General features: G+C 59.3%; 10 protein-coding genes. 6 read left to right on the top strand and 4 right to left on the bottom strand.

Features of this window, described 5'->3' with window-relative positions; genetic code table 11:
- Positions 1 to 532 precede the first annotated feature (532 nt).
- Both AC4PR2_RS13940 and AC4PR2_RS13935 read right to left on the bottom strand, forming a co-directional pair.
- Positions 533 to 1,849 (bottom strand): hypothetical protein, encoded by a 1,317-nt coding sequence (locus tag AC4PR2_RS13940; RefSeq protein WP_187322693.1) that lies wholly within the window; start codon positions 1,847 to 1,849, stop codon positions 533 to 535.
- 191 nt (positions 1,850 to 2,040) lie between these two features.
- Positions 2,041 to 2,889 carry a MurR/RpiR family transcriptional regulator gene (locus AC4PR2_RS13935; RefSeq protein WP_049200758.1) on the bottom strand — a complete coding sequence of 283 codons (849 nt, stop codon included), beginning with the start codon at positions 2,887 to 2,889 and terminating at the stop codon, positions 2,041 to 2,043.
- Positions 2,890 to 3,056: 167 nt separating this feature from the next.
- Between AC4PR2_RS13935 and murQ the strand changes: the two genes are divergently transcribed.
- From murQ to yfhb, 3 genes are read left to right on the top strand one after another with little or no spacing between them, the layout of a single operon-like run.
- Positions 3,057 to 3,950, top strand: coding sequence for an N-acetylmuramic acid 6-phosphate etherase (gene murQ, locus AC4PR2_RS13930; RefSeq protein WP_087762398.1), 894 nt, complete (start codon positions 3,057 to 3,059; stop codon positions 3,948 to 3,950).
- 18 nt (positions 3,951 to 3,968) lie between these two features.
- Positions 3,969 to 5,336, top strand: coding sequence for a PTS transporter subunit EIIC (locus AC4PR2_RS13925; protein ID WP_197803564.1), 1,368 nt, complete (start codon positions 3,969 to 3,971; stop codon positions 5,334 to 5,336).
- A gap of 3 nt (positions 5,337 to 5,339) precedes the next feature.
- Entirely contained in the window at positions 5,340 to 5,996 is a 657-nt protein-coding gene (gene yfhb / locus AC4PR2_RS13920) for a phosphatidylglycerophosphatase C (protein WP_330112998.1), read from the top strand.
- Positions 5,997 to 6,043: 47 nt separating this feature from the next.
- Here the strand turns inward: yfhb and AC4PR2_RS13915 are convergent, their stop codons facing one another.
- A complete protein-coding gene (locus AC4PR2_RS13915) occupies positions 6,044 to 7,096 on the bottom strand; it encodes a DUF2157 domain-containing protein (RefSeq protein WP_070914449.1) in 1,053 nt (350 codons plus the stop codon).
- 117 nt (positions 7,097 to 7,213) lie between these two features.
- Between AC4PR2_RS13915 and tadA the strand changes: the two genes are divergently transcribed.
- The gene (tadA, locus tag AC4PR2_RS13910) at positions 7,214 to 7,720 is read left to right on the top strand and encodes a tRNA adenosine(34) deaminase TadA (RefSeq protein WP_015378796.1); all 507 of its coding nucleotides are present in this window, start codon (positions 7,214 to 7,216) and stop codon (positions 7,718 to 7,720) included.
- Here tadA and mltF read toward each other — a convergent pair whose 3' ends face one another.
- Positions 7,721 to 9,181: a membrane-bound lytic murein transglycosylase MltF gene (gene mltF, locus AC4PR2_RS13905; protein WP_033644113.1), complete on the bottom strand. Its 1,461-nt coding sequence runs from the start codon at positions 9,179 to 9,181 to the stop codon at positions 7,721 to 7,723. It lies immediately after the preceding gene.
- 275 nt (positions 9,182 to 9,456) lie between these two features.
- Here mltF and purL point away from each other — a divergent pair, with 275 nt between their 5' ends.
- Complete coding sequence (purL, locus tag AC4PR2_RS13900) at positions 9,457 to 13,350, top strand: phosphoribosylformylglycinamidine synthase (protein ID WP_337046924.1); 3,894 nt, start codon at positions 9,457 to 9,459, stop codon at positions 13,348 to 13,350.
- An 886-nt stretch (positions 13,351 to 14,236) separates the two neighbouring features.
- Positions 14,237 to 15,673, top strand: coding sequence for a sensor histidine kinase (locus tag AC4PR2_RS13895; RefSeq protein ID WP_049200747.1), 1,437 nt, complete (start codon positions 14,237 to 14,239; stop codon positions 15,671 to 15,673).
- Positions 15,674 to 15,675 lie beyond the last annotated feature (2 nt).

Below are 15,675 nucleotides of genomic sequence, written 5' to 3'. Positions count from 1 at the left end.
GCTGTGGCTCTGGGTACCTGTCATTCTCATTGAGAACGAAAATCTGCCGCCCGGCTAGTGTAATGCTACCCATAGATTTCATCCATCATGTCTGTTTATACATACAGTATTATCTGGCTGACCCATGAGCTTTAGCAAGTCGGCTAAGACAATAATCAGACGATTTTGTGTTGCGGGGAGAGATTTAGGCTAGGTTCAGGCGGTGAGGTGAAGGAACGCAAACTATAACACGCAATCATAATGTGCTGATTAACATGAAAAATAAATCAATGTACGCACATGTCGCAGTTGATACATTTGCGTGTGATTAACAGGGCCATGGCGTATCTCTCATTATTAACAGGGGTATTTTTCGCAGCGGCATTATACCGGTTAAACCAGGTTTTTCATCAACTATTGCTGAATTTGATGCGATGGGGGATAGAGCGTCGTGGTCGGCGGATAAGAGTGACAGCGTTTGTAGTGTTCTGACGTTGCTGGTTAGATATAAGCCCCCATGATTAAAGGGAGCCGAAGCTCCCTTATTAGCGGATCATTGTTTGATAGAGTAAATTTCGCTCAATACCGCTGGCATGCCAGCTGCGCCACCAATGTTAATCTTTATCGTCTTATCATATTCATTGGCATATAGGAAAAACATGATGCCGGAAACATTGCTGTTGGCATTATCTTGATAGAATTTCTTTGCTCTTTGTACTTCTTGTAAGACACGTAGTTCCACCAGTTTTTCCGGTTGATATTTCTCAATGTTTCCCTGTGCGTCAAATTCCATTGCACCATTGCTGCTGGATTCAGAAATAAGGATAATTTCTGCCTTAGGTGATGTTTTCTCTATTTCTGCCTTCAAGAGTTTGGTGACCGTTTCCATACGACATTGATATAAAGCATCTAGCAGATGTTGATCGCTATCCATTTCTTTTTTAGAAGTTGAAACCGGCCCATCGTTGAAGAAGCTCAGTTCATTTCTAAGTTGGCTGATGGTTTTTTCTTGAAGCATTTCACAGCTGGTGCTGAGATTTTTATTTTTCAACCAAGTGATGACGTTTTCATAAAGATTATCTAACAGTATAGTCGAGAGATAAAAATCAAAGGTGTAAATGTCGAACCCTTTAGGAATTCCCCCTTGTGTATAGAGATTCCCAGCTGAGTCATAAGTTGTCAGTCGATTGGCTTTAATCGCTTCAACCCATTGCAACTCATCGTTAGTCGGTTTCTTTTCCATAATGCTTTTATAATGGCTATCAATATTGACAACGTATTTTGACGAGTTTCCATCCATCATTTTTGCAAAATCACGATCAAACATTGCACTGGCAAAGATAACGCCTAGTTTTATTTTTTTTAAATTGTTGTCGTTTAATATTTTCCGCGTTTTCTCTGCGACAAGTTCGAGGTCTTTTTTATTTAATCCGTTTAAATAGGGTTCGTCAGCAAGAAAGATAGCCGCAACGGTACCTGGGTATTCTTTGATGATAGGAATGTACAGATTTAGTCTCGTATTTAGTTCGTCGGGTTCAGGTAATTTCCTTAGTTTATTTTTCTCCTGTGGAGTGAACACTTTTTTTTGAACACTGCCGTTTCCATCGTGATAATTTACGTTAATATCTTTAGTCTCTCTGGCTGTATTGATGGATGGTCCCAGATCCAAGAAAATTTTCAAATTATGCTCTTTGGCAATGACGAGGTTTTCTCGCAGTTGGTCTGCGTTATAAACATTGATCATTGCAAAATCTACTTTGTCAGCGAAATCTTTATTAACACCACTTGGGGATAAGAAACCGACGCTGGCAATGGTAAGGAATGGTAAGAATAAGAAAGAGCATAATGTTGATTTTAAGAGGGTTTTCAAAATAAATTCCTTTTCTATACGTAATCAAGTTAATCACTGTCCACATTGTAACATTAGTAGATAATGTGTCAGCAATAAATATTGCGTTTGCCGGTATCGTTGAAGTAATAAGCTTGCTCAATAAAGTAATATCTCAGCATCCGTACTGTCACTGAGGAGGTTGCAAAGGCAATTGTGATTGTATGTACGCCTCAAACCAACTTTTTCATTAACTGTTCGCTGTGCTTGATGCGGTCGCGGGCATGATCGAGATCGTGTTGAATCAGCGCCATAAACAGCAGATCGGTGAGAGCGTACTGGGCCGTACTGGAAGAGATAGCCGCGCTGCGGGTGTGGGGCTCTTCGGCGATGGTGTAGAGGCAGTGATCCGCGCGCTGCTGCAGGCCGTTGGGAGAGAAACTGGTCAGCGCCAACACCCTGGCGCCGGCCTGGCGCGCCTCTTCCGCCGCCAGATTGATTTCACGCCGTTCGCCGCTGAAGGAGATAGCCAGCAGCAGATCGCGTTTGTCCAGCGCCTGCACCGCCGCCAGCTGAACGTGCATGTCCGCTTCGGCCACCGCCATCACGCCGATTTTCAGCAGCTTGAAGGAAAAATCCTTGGCCACCAGCCCGGAAGCACCGATGCCGATTAGCATTACCCGGCGCGCCTGGCGCAGCATGTCCAGCGCCTGATGCAGCCGCTCTTCGCTGTTGATGTCCAGCGTCGCACGCAGCGCCGCGTGCTTTTCCGCCAGCAGTTTTTCACCGACGATTTTCAGCGTGTCGCTGCTGAGGATGTGGTTGTGAACGGTCACGACCGGTTCGGCCTGCGGTTGGGCCAGCGTCTCGCTCAGCGCCAGCTTCAACGCCGGGAAACCTTTATAGCCCAGCTTTTGGGCGAACTTCACCACGCTCGACTGGCTGATGCCGGCCAGCTGGGCCAGCTTTTGCGAGCTGAGATGGCGCGCCTGCTCGGCGTTGTTCAGCAAAAAATCCGCCAGCTTGCGGTCGTTTTGCGCCAGTGTCGGATACATCTGGCGAATGCGCAGAAGGGTACTCATTGATCTTTCCCTGGAAACCAGCGGCCATTTTGCCACGCAGGCGGCGAAAACGCGCGGTGAAAATTTTTGTGAGCTCGCCGTTAAAATAGCAAATAGCGCTCGCTTTGTTGAATAAAATATTCAAATATTGATTTAATTTTGTGAATTAAAAATTCAAAGGTGAACAGATGAACTTAGGCGCACTGGTATCGGAAACCCGCAACCCGGCCACCATGAGGCTGGATGAGATGTCGACGCTGGAGATGGTCCGCTGCTTTAACCAGGAAGACCGCAAGGTGCCGGAGGCGATCGAAAAGGTGCTGCCGGCGATCGCGCAGGCGGTCGATTTGGCGGCGGCGGCGTTGAAGGCCGGTGGGCGGCTGATTTATTTGGGCGCCGGCACCAGCGGCCGCCTGGGCGTGCTGGATGCCTCCGAGTGCCCGCCGACCTTCGGTGTGCCGCACGGCGTGGTGGTGGGGCTGATCGCCGGCGGGCCGGGCGCGCTGCTTAAAGCGGTGGAGGGGGCGGAAGACGACGAAGCTTTGGGCGAAGCCGATCTCCGGGCGCTGAACCTCAACGCCGTCGATATGGTGGTGGGGTTGGCGGCCTCCGGGCGCACGCCTTATGTGATTGGCGCACTGCGCTATGCGCGCGGGCTGGGCTGCCCGACGGCGGCCATCTCCTGCAACCCGGATTCGCCGATCGCGCACGAAGCGCAGGTGGCGATCTCGCCGGTGGTAGGGCCGGAGGCTCTGACCGGCTCGACGCGTCTGAAATCCGGCACTGCGCAGAAGCTGGTGCTCAACATGCTGTCGACCGGCGCGATGGTCAAGCTGGGCAAGGTCTACCAGAACCTGATGGTGGACGTGAAGGCCACCAACGTCAAACTGGTGGATCGCGCTTGCCGCATCGTGGTAGAGGCCACCGGCGCCGAACGCGCTCAGGCGGAGGCGGCGCTGGCGCAGACCGGCTTCGAAGTCAAACCGGCGATCCTGATGCTTTTGGCCGGCGTCAGCGCCGAAGAGGCACAGCAGCGGCTGCAGCGGCACGACGGCTATCTGCGCGCCGCGCTGGCGCGTTAATTCACGGTGGGGGCGGCGATGGACAAGACAACGGCATTGGCGACACAGATCCTGGCGGGCGTGGGGGGCGAGGGTAATATCCTCAAACTGGAGAACTGCATGACGCGGGTGCGCGTCGAGGTCAGCGACGAGCAGCGCCTGGATCTGGCCGCCCTCAGGCAGCTGCCCGGCGTGAAGGGCTATATCAAACAGGGTGAGCAGCATCAGTTTATCGTTGGCCCAGGCGCCGCCGCCAAAGTGGTGGATGCCATGCGCGAATTGCTGAGCGGAAGCGCGCAGTCCGTCGTCGCCGTCGGTGACGCGGCCCGCACCAAGGCGCAGGCCAAGCAAAAATACGCTGCGCCGATGAGCGGCGCGCTGAAAAAACTGGCCGATGTCTTTATTCCGCTGATCCCGGCGTTTATCGCCTCGGGTCTGATCACTGGCATCATCAACCTGCTGAAACGGCCTGACATCGCCGGCCAGCTGGCGGTGGACTACCCGAACGTGCTGGGGCTGTTGGCGATCTTCGGCAGCGCGGTGTTCGCCATCATGAACATTTTGGTCGGGGTCAACGCCGCGCGGGTATTCGGCGGCTCTCAGGCAATGGGCGGCGTGATGGCAGGCATTCTCTCCAGCCCGGCGCTGGCGCAGATTACCTTGTTCGGCGAGGCGTTGCAGCCGGGGCGCGGCGGGGTGATCGCCGTGCTGCTGGTGGTAGCGTTAATGTGCTGGGTGGAGAAACGCCTGCGCACGCTGCTGCCGGAATCGGTCGAACTGATCCTTAACCCACTGCTGACCACGCTGGTCACCGCCTCGCTGGCGATCCTGATTTTGCAGCCGATCGGCGGCATTATCTCCGACGCCATCGCCCACGGTGCCAATCTGGCGATCGACAAGGGCGGGCTGCTGGTGGGAGCGCTGCTCTCGGGGCTGTTCCTGCCGCTGGTGCTCTCGGGTCTGCATCAGGGGCTGGTGCCGATCCACGTCGAGCTGGTGCAGGCGCACGGTTCCAACCCGCTGCTGCCGATCCTGGCGATGGCCGGCGTCGGGCAGGTGGGGGCGGCGCTGGCGGTGCTGTTGAAAACCCGCAATGCGCGGCTGAAAAAGGTGATCAAAGGGGCGTTGCCGGTCGGCATTCTCGGCATCGGCGAGCCGCTGATCTTTGGGGTGACGCTGCCGCTGGGCCGGCCGTTTATCGGCGCCTGCCTCGGCGGTGCGGTTGGCGGAGCGCTGATCAGCTACTGGAAGGTGGCGACGGTGATCACCTTCGGCATTTCGGGGCTGCCTTTGGCGTTGACCATCGTCTCAGGTAAGGTGATGTTGTATCTGGCGGGGATGCTGATTACGATTATCGCCGGTTTTCTCTTCACCTGGATGATGGGGTTCAACGATCCCGAGGAGTAGCGTTTGAGCGACAAGCAGCAACAACCGGCCGCAGAGGGGCGCCGCGTGGTCTTTTTCGATCTGGACGGCACTCTGCATCAGGAGGATATGTTCGGCAGTTTCTTGCGTTTTCTGCTGCGCCGCTTACCGCTGAACCTGTTGCTGGTGATACCGCTGCTGCTGCCGATCGGTCTGGCGCTGCTGCTGTTGGGGCGCGCCGCGCGTTGGCCGATGAGCCTGCTGCTGTGGGCAATCACTTTCGGGCGTTCCGAAACGACGCTAAAGGCGCTGGAGCGGCAGTTTATCGAGGTCTTTCGCCAGAAGGTGACCGCATTTCCGGTGGTGCAAATGCGGCTGCGGCAGTACCTGGAGGAGCACGATGCCGACGTGTGGCTGATTACCGGCTCGCCGGAGCGGCTGGTGGAGCAGGTGTATCGCGATTCGGCGTTTCTGCCGCGGGTGCGGTTGATCGGTAGCCGCATCACGCGCCGCTGCGGCGGCTGGGTCTTGACCCTGCGCTGCCTGGGGGCTCAGAAAGTGGTGCAGCTGGAGCAGCGGCTCGGTGCGCCGCTGAAGCTGTACAGCGGTTACAGCGACAGCAAGCAGGATAATCCGCTGCTGTTCTTTTGTGAGCACCGCTGGCGGGTAAGCAAGCAGGGCGAGCTACAACAGCTGGAATAAACCAAGGGCGGAAGATTCCGCCCTTTCTGTTTTTATCGGCAGCGCGATCAGTCGTCGGTCACGTCGTGCGGCTTGCGCCCCAGCTGCCAAATCTTCTCCGCATAATGCCCCAGCGCCCACAGGCTCAGGCCGAGCAGCACGAAGAAAACCGCCTTCGGCATGCTGTCCCAGAAAAACTCGAACAGACGGGTATACAGGTTAATACCGAGGAAGGTCAGCCCGAAGCCGCGCAGCATGGCGTCGTCATGCTTCAACCCCAGCCAGATGGCGGCGAGGGCAGCCAGCCCGAATAGCAGGCTCCAGTGGAACAGCTCGATCTGGCGCGCGCTGTACCAGCTGTCGAGATCGCCGTAGTTGCCGAAGATAGACAGCAGCCACAGGGCGATAAACAGGTACAGCAGGCCCATCGCCAGCGACACCCGCTGCAGGCCGCGTTGCGCCAACAGCGGCCGCAACAGCAGCGCGGCGGCGATCAGCACCGCACCAAAGGCGATAAAGCGAATCGGGTAGCTCATGCCGAGCCAGTAGGCGCCCCAGCCGGACAGGTAGCCGGTCTCGGCGCCGAAGGCGTTGCCGAGCGACAGCAGGGCGAACCACCACACCAGCCCGGAGCGGCTGAACCAGCCGATCGCGCCGTACAGCAGCGCGGCGAACAGCAGCAGCACGGAAACCCGGCCGCTGCCGTTATCCAGCCAGACCCCCAGCTGCCATAAGGCGCAGGCGGTAAGCAACACGGCGACAAACAGCGCGGCCTCATTGCCGTAGCGTTTTTCCGGGTGGCGCCGGCGGCGACGCAGCGCCCAGACGTAGGCCAGCGCCGCCAGTATGCCGGCGATCGCCATGCGCACCGGCGCGTCGAAGCGGAACAGCCCGCTGAGCCATGCAAGCAGTTCGCTGTCGGCGAACAGGCTGGTGACGGCGATCAGCAGCGAGGCCAGCGCGGCGAGAAACGCATAGCGCGCCAGCCGCCGCCAGTCGAAAGGCTGCACGGCCACATGCTGCAGCAGTTGCTGCCGTTGTTCGGGCGTCAAGGCGCCTTCTCCCACCCAGCCGTCCAGCGCTTTGCGCACCACGACCGCGTTCTTTTTACTGAGTTTCATGCTTCTGGTCCCTGAATCACACGCTGATTCGGCCAGTATAGCCATTGGCGGGCGGCTACGACAAAGGGAGGCTAGTGTGTATAATGCCCGCCGCAAAAGCGCACGAGGAATTATGCGATGACTGAATATAACGATGAGTACTGGATGCGTCAGGCATTGCAGCTGGCCCTGCGCGCGCAGGAAGAGGGCGAGGTGCCGGTGGGTGCGCTGCTGGTGCTGGACAATCAGGTCATCGGCGAGGGCTGGAACCGACCGATCGGCCGACACGATCCTACCGCACACGCCGAGATCATGGCGCTGCGCCAGGGCGGCGCGGTGCTGCAAAACTACCGTTTGCTGAACGCCACGCTGTACGTCACGCTGGAGCCCTGCGTGATGTGCGCCGGTGCGATGGTGCACAGCCGTATCCGCCGGCTGGTGTATGGCGCCGCCGACGAGAAAACCGGCGCGGCCGGTTCGCTGGTGGACATTCTGCGCCATCCGGGCATGAACCATCAGGTGGAGATCGTCTCGGGCGTGCTGGCGGACGAATGCGCCGCCACCCTGAGCAATTTCTTCCGTCTGCGCCGTGAACAGAAAAAAGCGCTCAGGCTGGCGCAGCGGGCGGCGGATAAGCCGGAATAATCAGTAGTTGAGCGCCAGTTCCGGCATCACCGTCGGGTAGCCTTTCCCCAACGCCTCTTGCTCGGCGGCCGCTTGCGCCGCCTTTCTCTCTTTTTCCTGCAGATAGCCCACCAGACTGACCTGGTAGCGGCGGATGTTTTCTACATAGTTGTAGGCTTCACGCCCGCGCGCATAGCCGTAGGTCAGCTGCGGATAGTAGCGCTTCTGGCTGAGCATCGGCAGGCGCTGCTTGACGTCGACCCAGCTGTCTGGGTTGCCCTTTTGCGTCTTGGTCAGCTTGCGCGCGTCCAGCATGTGGCCCCAGCCCATGTTGTAGGCCGCCAGCGAGAACCAGATGCGCTCGTCTTCCGGCACGCTGTCCGGCACCTTGGCCATCAGCCGTTGCAGGTAAAGGGCGCCGCCTTGAATGCTCTCTTCCGGATCGAGGCGATCGTTGACCCCCAGGCCGTCGGCGGTGGCGCGGGTCAGCATCATCAGGCCGCGCACGCCGGTGGGCGAGGTGGCCTGCGGATTCCAGTGCGATTCCTGATAGGCGATGGCCGCCAGCAGCTTCCAGTCGATCTCGTTGGCGTGCTTCTCGAACAGCGGGCGGAAGTTGGGCAGCACCGAGTCGATGGCCGACAGGAAGGTTTTGGTGTCCACATAGTCGAAGCTGCCGACGTGGCCGAGGTACTTCTCTTCCAGCCGCGCCAGGGTGCCGTCGTCCACCATCTGGCTGTAGAAATCCAGCATCGCCGCGTACAGGCTGTCGTCGCCGTCGCGTTTTAGATACCAGGTGACCGGTTCTTCGTCGGTGACGTCGAACGCCACCGCCAGCTGCGGATGGATGCGCTGCAGCAGCGCGATGGTTACCGAATCGCCGAGGGTGTAGTCCAGCTTGCCGTCGGCCACTCGCTCCAGCAGCTCTTTGGAGGTGAGATCGCTGGAGGACTCCCAGGCGAGATCCGGGTATTTATCCTGCTTGAGCTGCTTTAGCGTGCTGACGTGCGCGGAACCGGAGGCGACCGCCAGCTTGCCTTTAATGTCGGCGAAGCCTTTTGGCCGCGGGGTACCCAGCCGGTACACCAGCTGTTGGGAAACGGAGTAGTAGGCCGGGCCGGTGCGCGCGCGGCTGAGGCGCTCCTGGTTGTAGATCAGGCCGGCCGCCAGCAGGTCAGCGTCGTCATCGTCCAGATCGTCGAACAGGTCATTGATGTTCTGATGGGGGATCACCACGAGCTTCACCCCGAGGTAGTTGGCGAAGCGCTTGGCCAGTTCGTAGTCGAGCCCACCCGGCCCTTGCTTGGTGTTGAAATAGGTCAGCGGGGAGTTCAGCGTGCTGATACGCAACTCGCCGCGGGAAATGATCTCCTGGAGTTGCCCGCCCTGGCCGCTGCGCCAGGTGATATTGGGCCACAGCGCGAGAGCCAGAAGCAGGGTGACAACGCCGATGAGGATGTAGTTTATTTTAAGACGTTTCAAATAGTTATCCAGTGGTGGCACAGGTACACCGGCGACGACAACCGCGACTTTTCTCATGGTTAAATCACCAGTGCCGGGGGCATTTTGCGCAACAAAACGCCAGTGTGCAACTTTATTGACACGTTATGACAATTCGACGGTGCGGCACGCTTTTATCAATAATCCCTACGCAAACGGTTTCGTCTGCGGCGAGGATTCTCTATAATGGCGCGCGTTTTCCCCTGTTGCGCCCAATGAAGCGTCTTATCCGCCGCTTCGAAGACGAGAGAACTTTGATTATGGAAATTCTGCGTGGTTCGCCCGCTTTATCGGCTTTTCGCATTACCAAACTGCTGTCCCGCTGCCAGGACGCCCACCTGCCCGTCAGTGATATCTACGCCGAGTACGTCCACTTTGCCGATGTTAGCGCACCGCTCAGTGCCGAAGAACACGCCAAACTTCAGCGGCTGCTCAAGTACGGTCCTTCTCTCGCCGAACACGCTCCCGAAGGTCGGCTGTTGCTGGTCACGCCGCGTCCGGGCACCATTTCTCCCTGGTCTTCCAAAGCCACCGACATCGCCCACAACTGCGGTCTGCAGCAGGTGGTGCGCCTGGAGCGCGGCCTGGCGTTCTACGTCAAGGCACCCGAGCTGACGGAAACCCAGTGGCTCCAGCTCGCTGCGCTGCTGCACGATCGCATGATGGAAACCGTCTTCAGCGAGCTGCAACAGGCCGAACAGCTGTTCGCGCACCATCAGCCGGCGCCGTATCAGTCGATCGACGTGCTGGGCGCAGGGCGCACCGCGCTGGAGCAGGCCAACGTCCGGCTCGGCCTGGCGCTGGCGCAGGACGAGATCGACTACCTGCTGAATGCCTTTACCGGTTTGGGGCGCAACCCGACGGATATCGAACTTTATATGTTCGCGCAGGCCAACTCCGAGCACTGCCGCCACAAGATTTTCAACGCCGATTGGATCATCGACGGCGAACAGCAGCCTAAATCGCTGTTCAAGATGATCAAGAACACCTATGAGCAGACGCCGGACTACGTGCTGTCGGCGTATAAAGACAATGCCGCGGTGATGGAAGGCTCGCAGGTCGGCCGCTTCTTCGCCGCGCCGGAGAACGGCAAGTACGATTACCATCAGGAAGAAGCGCACATCCTGATGAAGGTAGAAACCCACAACCACCCAACGGCGATCTCGCCGTGGCCGGGTGCCGCGACCGGCTCCGGCGGCGAGATCCGCGACGAGGGCGCCACCGGCCGCGGCGCCAAGCCGAAAGCCGGCCTGGTGGGCTTCTCGGTGTCCAACCTGCGTATTCCCGGCTTTGAACAGCCGTGGGAGCAGGATTTCGGCAAGCCGGAACGCATCGTCACCGCGCTGGATATCATGACCGAAGGCCCGCTGGGCGGCGCGGCGTTCAACAACGAATTCGGTCGTCCGGCGCTGCTGGGCTACTTCCGTACCTATGAAGAGCGCGTCAACAGCCACAATGGCGTCGAGCTGCGCGGCTACCACAAACCGATTATGCTGGCGGGCGGTATCGGCAACATCCGCGCCGATCACGTGCAGAAAGGGGAAATCACCGTCGGCGCCAAGCTGGTGGTGCTGGGCGGCCCGGCGATGAATATCGGCCTGGGCGGCGGCGCGGCCTCGTCGATGGCGTCAGGCCAGTCCGATGCCGATCTGGACTTCGCTTCGGTGCAGCGCGACAACCCGGAAATGGAGCGCCGCTGTCAGGAAGTGATCGACCGCTGCTGGCAGCTGGGCGACCAGAACCCGATCCTGTTTATCCATGACGTCGGCGCCGGCGGCCTGTCCAACGCCATGCCGGAGCTGGTGAGCGACGGCGGCCGCGGCGGCCGCTTCGAGCTGCGCGATATCCTCAACGACGAGCCGGGCATGAGCCCGCTGGAAGTGTGGTGCAACGAATCGCAGGAACGTTACGTGATGGCGATTGCCCCGGCGCAGATGGCGCAGTTCGACGAGATCTGCCGCCGTGAGCGCGCACCTTATGCGGTGATCGGCGAAGCGACCGAAGAACAGCACCTGACGTTGAACGACCGTCACTTCGACAACCAGCCGATCGACATGCCGCTGGACGTGCTGCTCGGCAAGACGCCGAAAATGACCCGCGACGTTACCCGCCTGCAGGCGAATGGCCAGCCGGTGCAGCGTGAGAACATCACGCTGGCCGACGCGGTGAAACGCGTGCTGCATCTGCCGGCCGTTGCGGAGAAAACCTTCCTGATCACCATCGGCGATCGCACCGTTACCGGCATGGTGGCGCGTGACCAGATGGTCGGCCCGTGGCAGATACCGGTAGCCGACTGTGCGGTCACTACCGCCAGCCTGGACAGCTACTACGGCGAGGCGATGTCGCTCGGCGAACGTGCGCCGGTGGCGCTGCTGGACTTCGCCGCCTCCGGCCGCTTGGCGGTCGGGGAAGCGCTGACCAACCTGGCTGCCACCGAGATCGGCAGCCTGAAGCGCGTGAAGCTGTCCGCCAACTGGATGGCCGCCGCCGGCCACCCGGGCGAAGACGCCGGGCTGTACGAAGCGGTGAAAGCGGTGGGCGAAGAGCTGTGCCCGGCGCTGGGCATCACCATCCCGGTGGGCAAAGACTCCATGTCGATGAAAACCCGCTGGCAGGAAGGCAACGAACAGCGCGAAATGACCTCGCCGCTGTCGCTGGTCATCACCGCCTTCGCCCGCGTGGAGGACGTGCGCCACACCGTGACGCCGCAGCTGCGCACCGATAAGGGCGACAGCGCGCTGCTGTTGATCGACCTGGGCAACGGCCATAACGCGCTGGGTGCCACCGCGCTGGCGCAGGTTTACCGCCAGCTGGGCGACAAACCGGCCGACGTGCGCAACGTTGCGCAGCTGGCGGGCTTCTTCAACGCCATGCAGCAGCTGGTGGCCGATCAAGCGCTGCTGGCTTACCACGACCGCGCCGACGGCGGCCTGCTGGTGACGCTGGCGGAGATGGCCTTCGCCGGTCACTGCGGTGTGGACGTCAATCTCGACGGCCTCGGCGACGATGCGCTGGCGGTGCTGTTCAACGAAGAGCTGGGCGCGGTGATCCAGGTGAGCGCCGAACGTCTCGACGACGTGAAGCAGGCGTTCGCTCAGCACGGACTGACCGACAACGTGCATCACATCGGCAGCGTGCAGGCCGGCGATCGTTTCGTCATCACCCAACACGGCAAGGCGCTGTACAGCGAAAGCCGCAATACGCTGCGCACCTGGTGGGCGGAAACCACCTGGCAGATGCAGCGCCTGCGCGACAACCCGGCGTGTGCCGATCAGGAGCATCAGGCCAAGCAGGATGAACAAGATCCCGGCCTGAACGTGAAGTTGACCTTCGCACCGGAGGAAGACATCGCCGCGCCGTACATCGCCAAGGGCGCTCGCCCGAAAGTGGCGGTGCTGCGCGAGCAGGGGGTGAACTCCCACGTTGAAATGGCGGCGGCGTTCCACCGCGCCGGCTTTGACGCGGTGGACGTGCACATGAGCGATCTGCTGGCAGGGCGCCGCGATCTGCAGGACTTCCATACGCTGGTGGCCTGCGGCGGCTTCTCTTACGGCGACGTCCTGGGCGCCGGCGAAGGTTGGGCGAAGTCTATCTTGTTCAACGAGCGGGTACGCGACGAGTTCGAAGCGTTCTTCCACCGTCCGCAGACGCTGGCGCTGGGCGTGTGCAACGGTTGTCAGATGATGTCCAACCTGCGCGAGCTGATCCCGGGCGCAGAACACTGGCCGCGTTTTGTGCGCAACCTGTCGGATCGTTTCGAGGCGCGCTTCAGCCTGGTGGAAGTGGCGGCCAGCCCGTCGCTGTTCCTGCAGGGCATGACCGGTTCGCGTATGCCGATCGCCGTTTCCCACGGTGAAGGGCATGTCGAAGTGCGCGATGCGGCGCATCTGGCGGCGCTGGAAAGCCACGGTTTGGTGGCGCTGCGTTTCGTCAACAACGCCGGTCAGGTGACGGAAGCTTACCCGGCTAACCCGAACGGTTCGCCGAACGGCATTACCGCCGTGACCAGCGCCAGCGGGCGTGCCACGGTGATGATGCCGCACCCGGAACGCGTGTTCCGCACGGTCAGCAACTCCTGGCACCCGGAAGAGTGGGGCGAGGACAGCCCGTGGATGCGCATGTTCCGCAACGCCCGTAAGCAACTGGGCTAAAAACGGCCACCACCGTACAGAGGGCGCAAGCAATTGCGCCCTTTTTTATGGCCGGCGCTCGGCGATTGGCGGCAGTGTCTGCATTTTGCGACAGGCGCTATTTTCTCTGTCGCTAAATGGAGACATTTAACTGTTTGATTTTATTGGTGGTAATCGGGTTTGGCTTTAGTTGTCTGCATTTGGCGACAGCGCGGCGTTTTTTTCATCGCTCATCGGGGCGTGATGCGCAAAGAAAGTTACTGATATGGCTTTATTTTTTAGTAAAATCATATGGTTATTTTTTTATTGCAAAGTTGGCACGTAACGTGCATTATTCTCGTCGGTTGCTCATTCAACTTTTTATGACGGCGCCGTAATTAGACGGCAAATCGCCTCATAAGCCTCCGAATGATGCCAAAGAAATGGTGCCTATCGTCCAACCAAACCGATAACAGACCGCGCAAGCGGCTTTATCAAGCATCGGGCGACACGTGGAGTGAGGCACCGCCTGTATCCAACTGTGATGAAGGGTTCATCAATCCTGGATACTTACGGATGCTATTCGTCCTGTTCGATGCCAGCCGCTGCGCTACATCACCCTGGGGACGAGACTTAAGGGCATCCACACTTTCCTTGCGTTGGGGCAAGTTTCTTGCCCCGATGTCATTTCTTAACGCTGCGCTTTTCCCTGTTTCGTTGCCTATGCCCTCGAACGCAGACGCTCTCCCCACACTCTTGCTTTCACACCGGTTGATGTTACCGAGGCCGCATGCCGTCGGCAGGCCAGGCCTATGGGCGCGGTTCACCGAACCCGCAGCTTTTTCCTTGTGCGTTCAGGATTCTCCCTTGCCGGGCTTTTCTCTTTCCGGCGAGTCAGTTAGCATCGTGACAGAGCTGAGAGAATGAGATGATTTCGTTGAAAAAATGGCGTTTATTCCCCCGTTCGCTGCGGCAATTGGTGCTGCTGGCGTTCCTGTTGGTGCTGTTGCCGCTGCTGGTGCTGGCCTATCAGGCCTACCAGAGTCTGGATCACCTCAGCGCGCAGGCGGCGGACATCAACCGCACCACGCTGGTGGACGCGCGGCGCAGCGAGGCGATGACCAGCGTGGCGCTGGAGATGGAGCGCAGCTATCGTCAGTACTGCGTGCTGGTCGATCCTACGCTGCAGAAGCTGTACCAGAACCAGCGCAAGCAGTATTCGCAGATGCTGGACGCCCACGCGCCGATCCTGCCGGACGAGCGCTACTACCAAACGCTGCGCCAGTTGCTGACCCAACTGGCGGCGATCAAATGCCATAACAGCGGGCCGGACCAAGAGGCTTCCGCCTTGCTCGAGTCGTTCTCCCGTTCCAACGCCGAAATGGTGCAGGCCACGCGCGCGGTGGTGTTCTCGCGCGGCCAGCAGCTGCAGCAGGCCATTGCCGAGCGCGGCCAGTTCTTCGGCTGGCAGGCGCTGCTGCTGTTCCTGGTCAGCGTGCTGCTGGTGGTGCTGTTCACCCGCATGATCATCGGGCCGGTCAAGGCCGTGGAGCGGATGATCAACCGCCTGGGGGAAGGGCGTGCGCTGGGCAGCACCGCGTCATTCAAAGGGCCGCGCGAGCTGCGTTCGCTGGCGCAGCGCATCATCTGGCTGAGCGAGCGGCTGGCGTGGCTGGAGTCGCAGCGCCACGAGTTCCTGCGTCATATTTCGCACGAGCTGAAAACGCCGTTGGCCAGCATGCGTGAAGGCACCGAACTGCTGGCCGACGAGGTGGCGGGGCCGCTGACTTCCGATCAGAAAGAAGTGGTGGCGATACTCGACAACAGCAGCCGCCATCTGCAGCAGCTGATTGAACAGCTGTTGGATTACAACCGCAAACTGGCCGATGGCCCGGCGGAACACGAGAACGTCGAGCTGCGCGAAATGGTCGATTTGGTGGTCGCCGCGCACAGTTTGCCGGCGCGGGCGAAGATGATTTCCACCGAAATTACGCTGGAGGCGGAAATCTGCTGGGCAGAGCCTACGCTATTAATGCGCGTGCTGGATAATCTCTACTCCAATGCGGTGCACTACGGCAAGGAATCCGGTAACATTTGGATCCGCAGCCGTCAGGTTGGACAACGGGTGCAAATCGACGTCGCCAATACCGGCACGCCGATCCCCGAGGCTGAAAGAGCCATGATTTTCGAGCCTTTTTTCCAGGGTAGTCACCAGCGAAAAGGGGCGGTAAAAGGAAGCGGACTGGGGTTGAGCATCGCTCAGGACTGTATCCGTCGCATGCGCGGTGAGCTGCAACTGGCGACGGTCGCCGGTGCAGACGTCTGCTTCCGCATTGAACTGCCGTTAACCGCCGAGAATGAATAAAT

The organism is Serratia sp. A07 (assembly GCF_058725505.1).
Note: the sequence above shows the minus strand (reverse complement) of the source record. Positions and strands in the feature narration are given on the sequence as shown.

Coding starts and splice junctions, on each gene's coding strand:
- tadA (WP_015378796.1), top strand. CDS start 7,214: ATGACTGAATATAACGATGAGTACTGGATGCGTCAGGCATTGCAGCTG.
- AC4PR2_RS13925 (WP_197803564.1), top strand. CDS start 3,969: ATGGACAAGACAACGGCATTGGCGACACAGATCCTGGCGGGCGTGGGG.
- AC4PR2_RS13915 (WP_070914449.1), bottom strand. CDS start 7,096: ATGAAACTCAGTAAAAAGAACGCGGTCGTGGTGCGCAAAGCGCTGGAC.
- AC4PR2_RS13935 (WP_049200758.1), bottom strand. CDS start 2,889: ATGAGTACCCTTCTGCGCATTCGCCAGATGTATCCGACACTGGCGCAA.
- AC4PR2_RS13895 (WP_049200747.1), top strand. CDS start 14,237: ATGATTTCGTTGAAAAAATGGCGTTTATTCCCCCGTTCGCTGCGGCAA.
- murQ (WP_087762398.1), top strand. CDS start 3,057: ATGAACTTAGGCGCACTGGTATCGGAAACCCGCAACCCGGCCACCATG.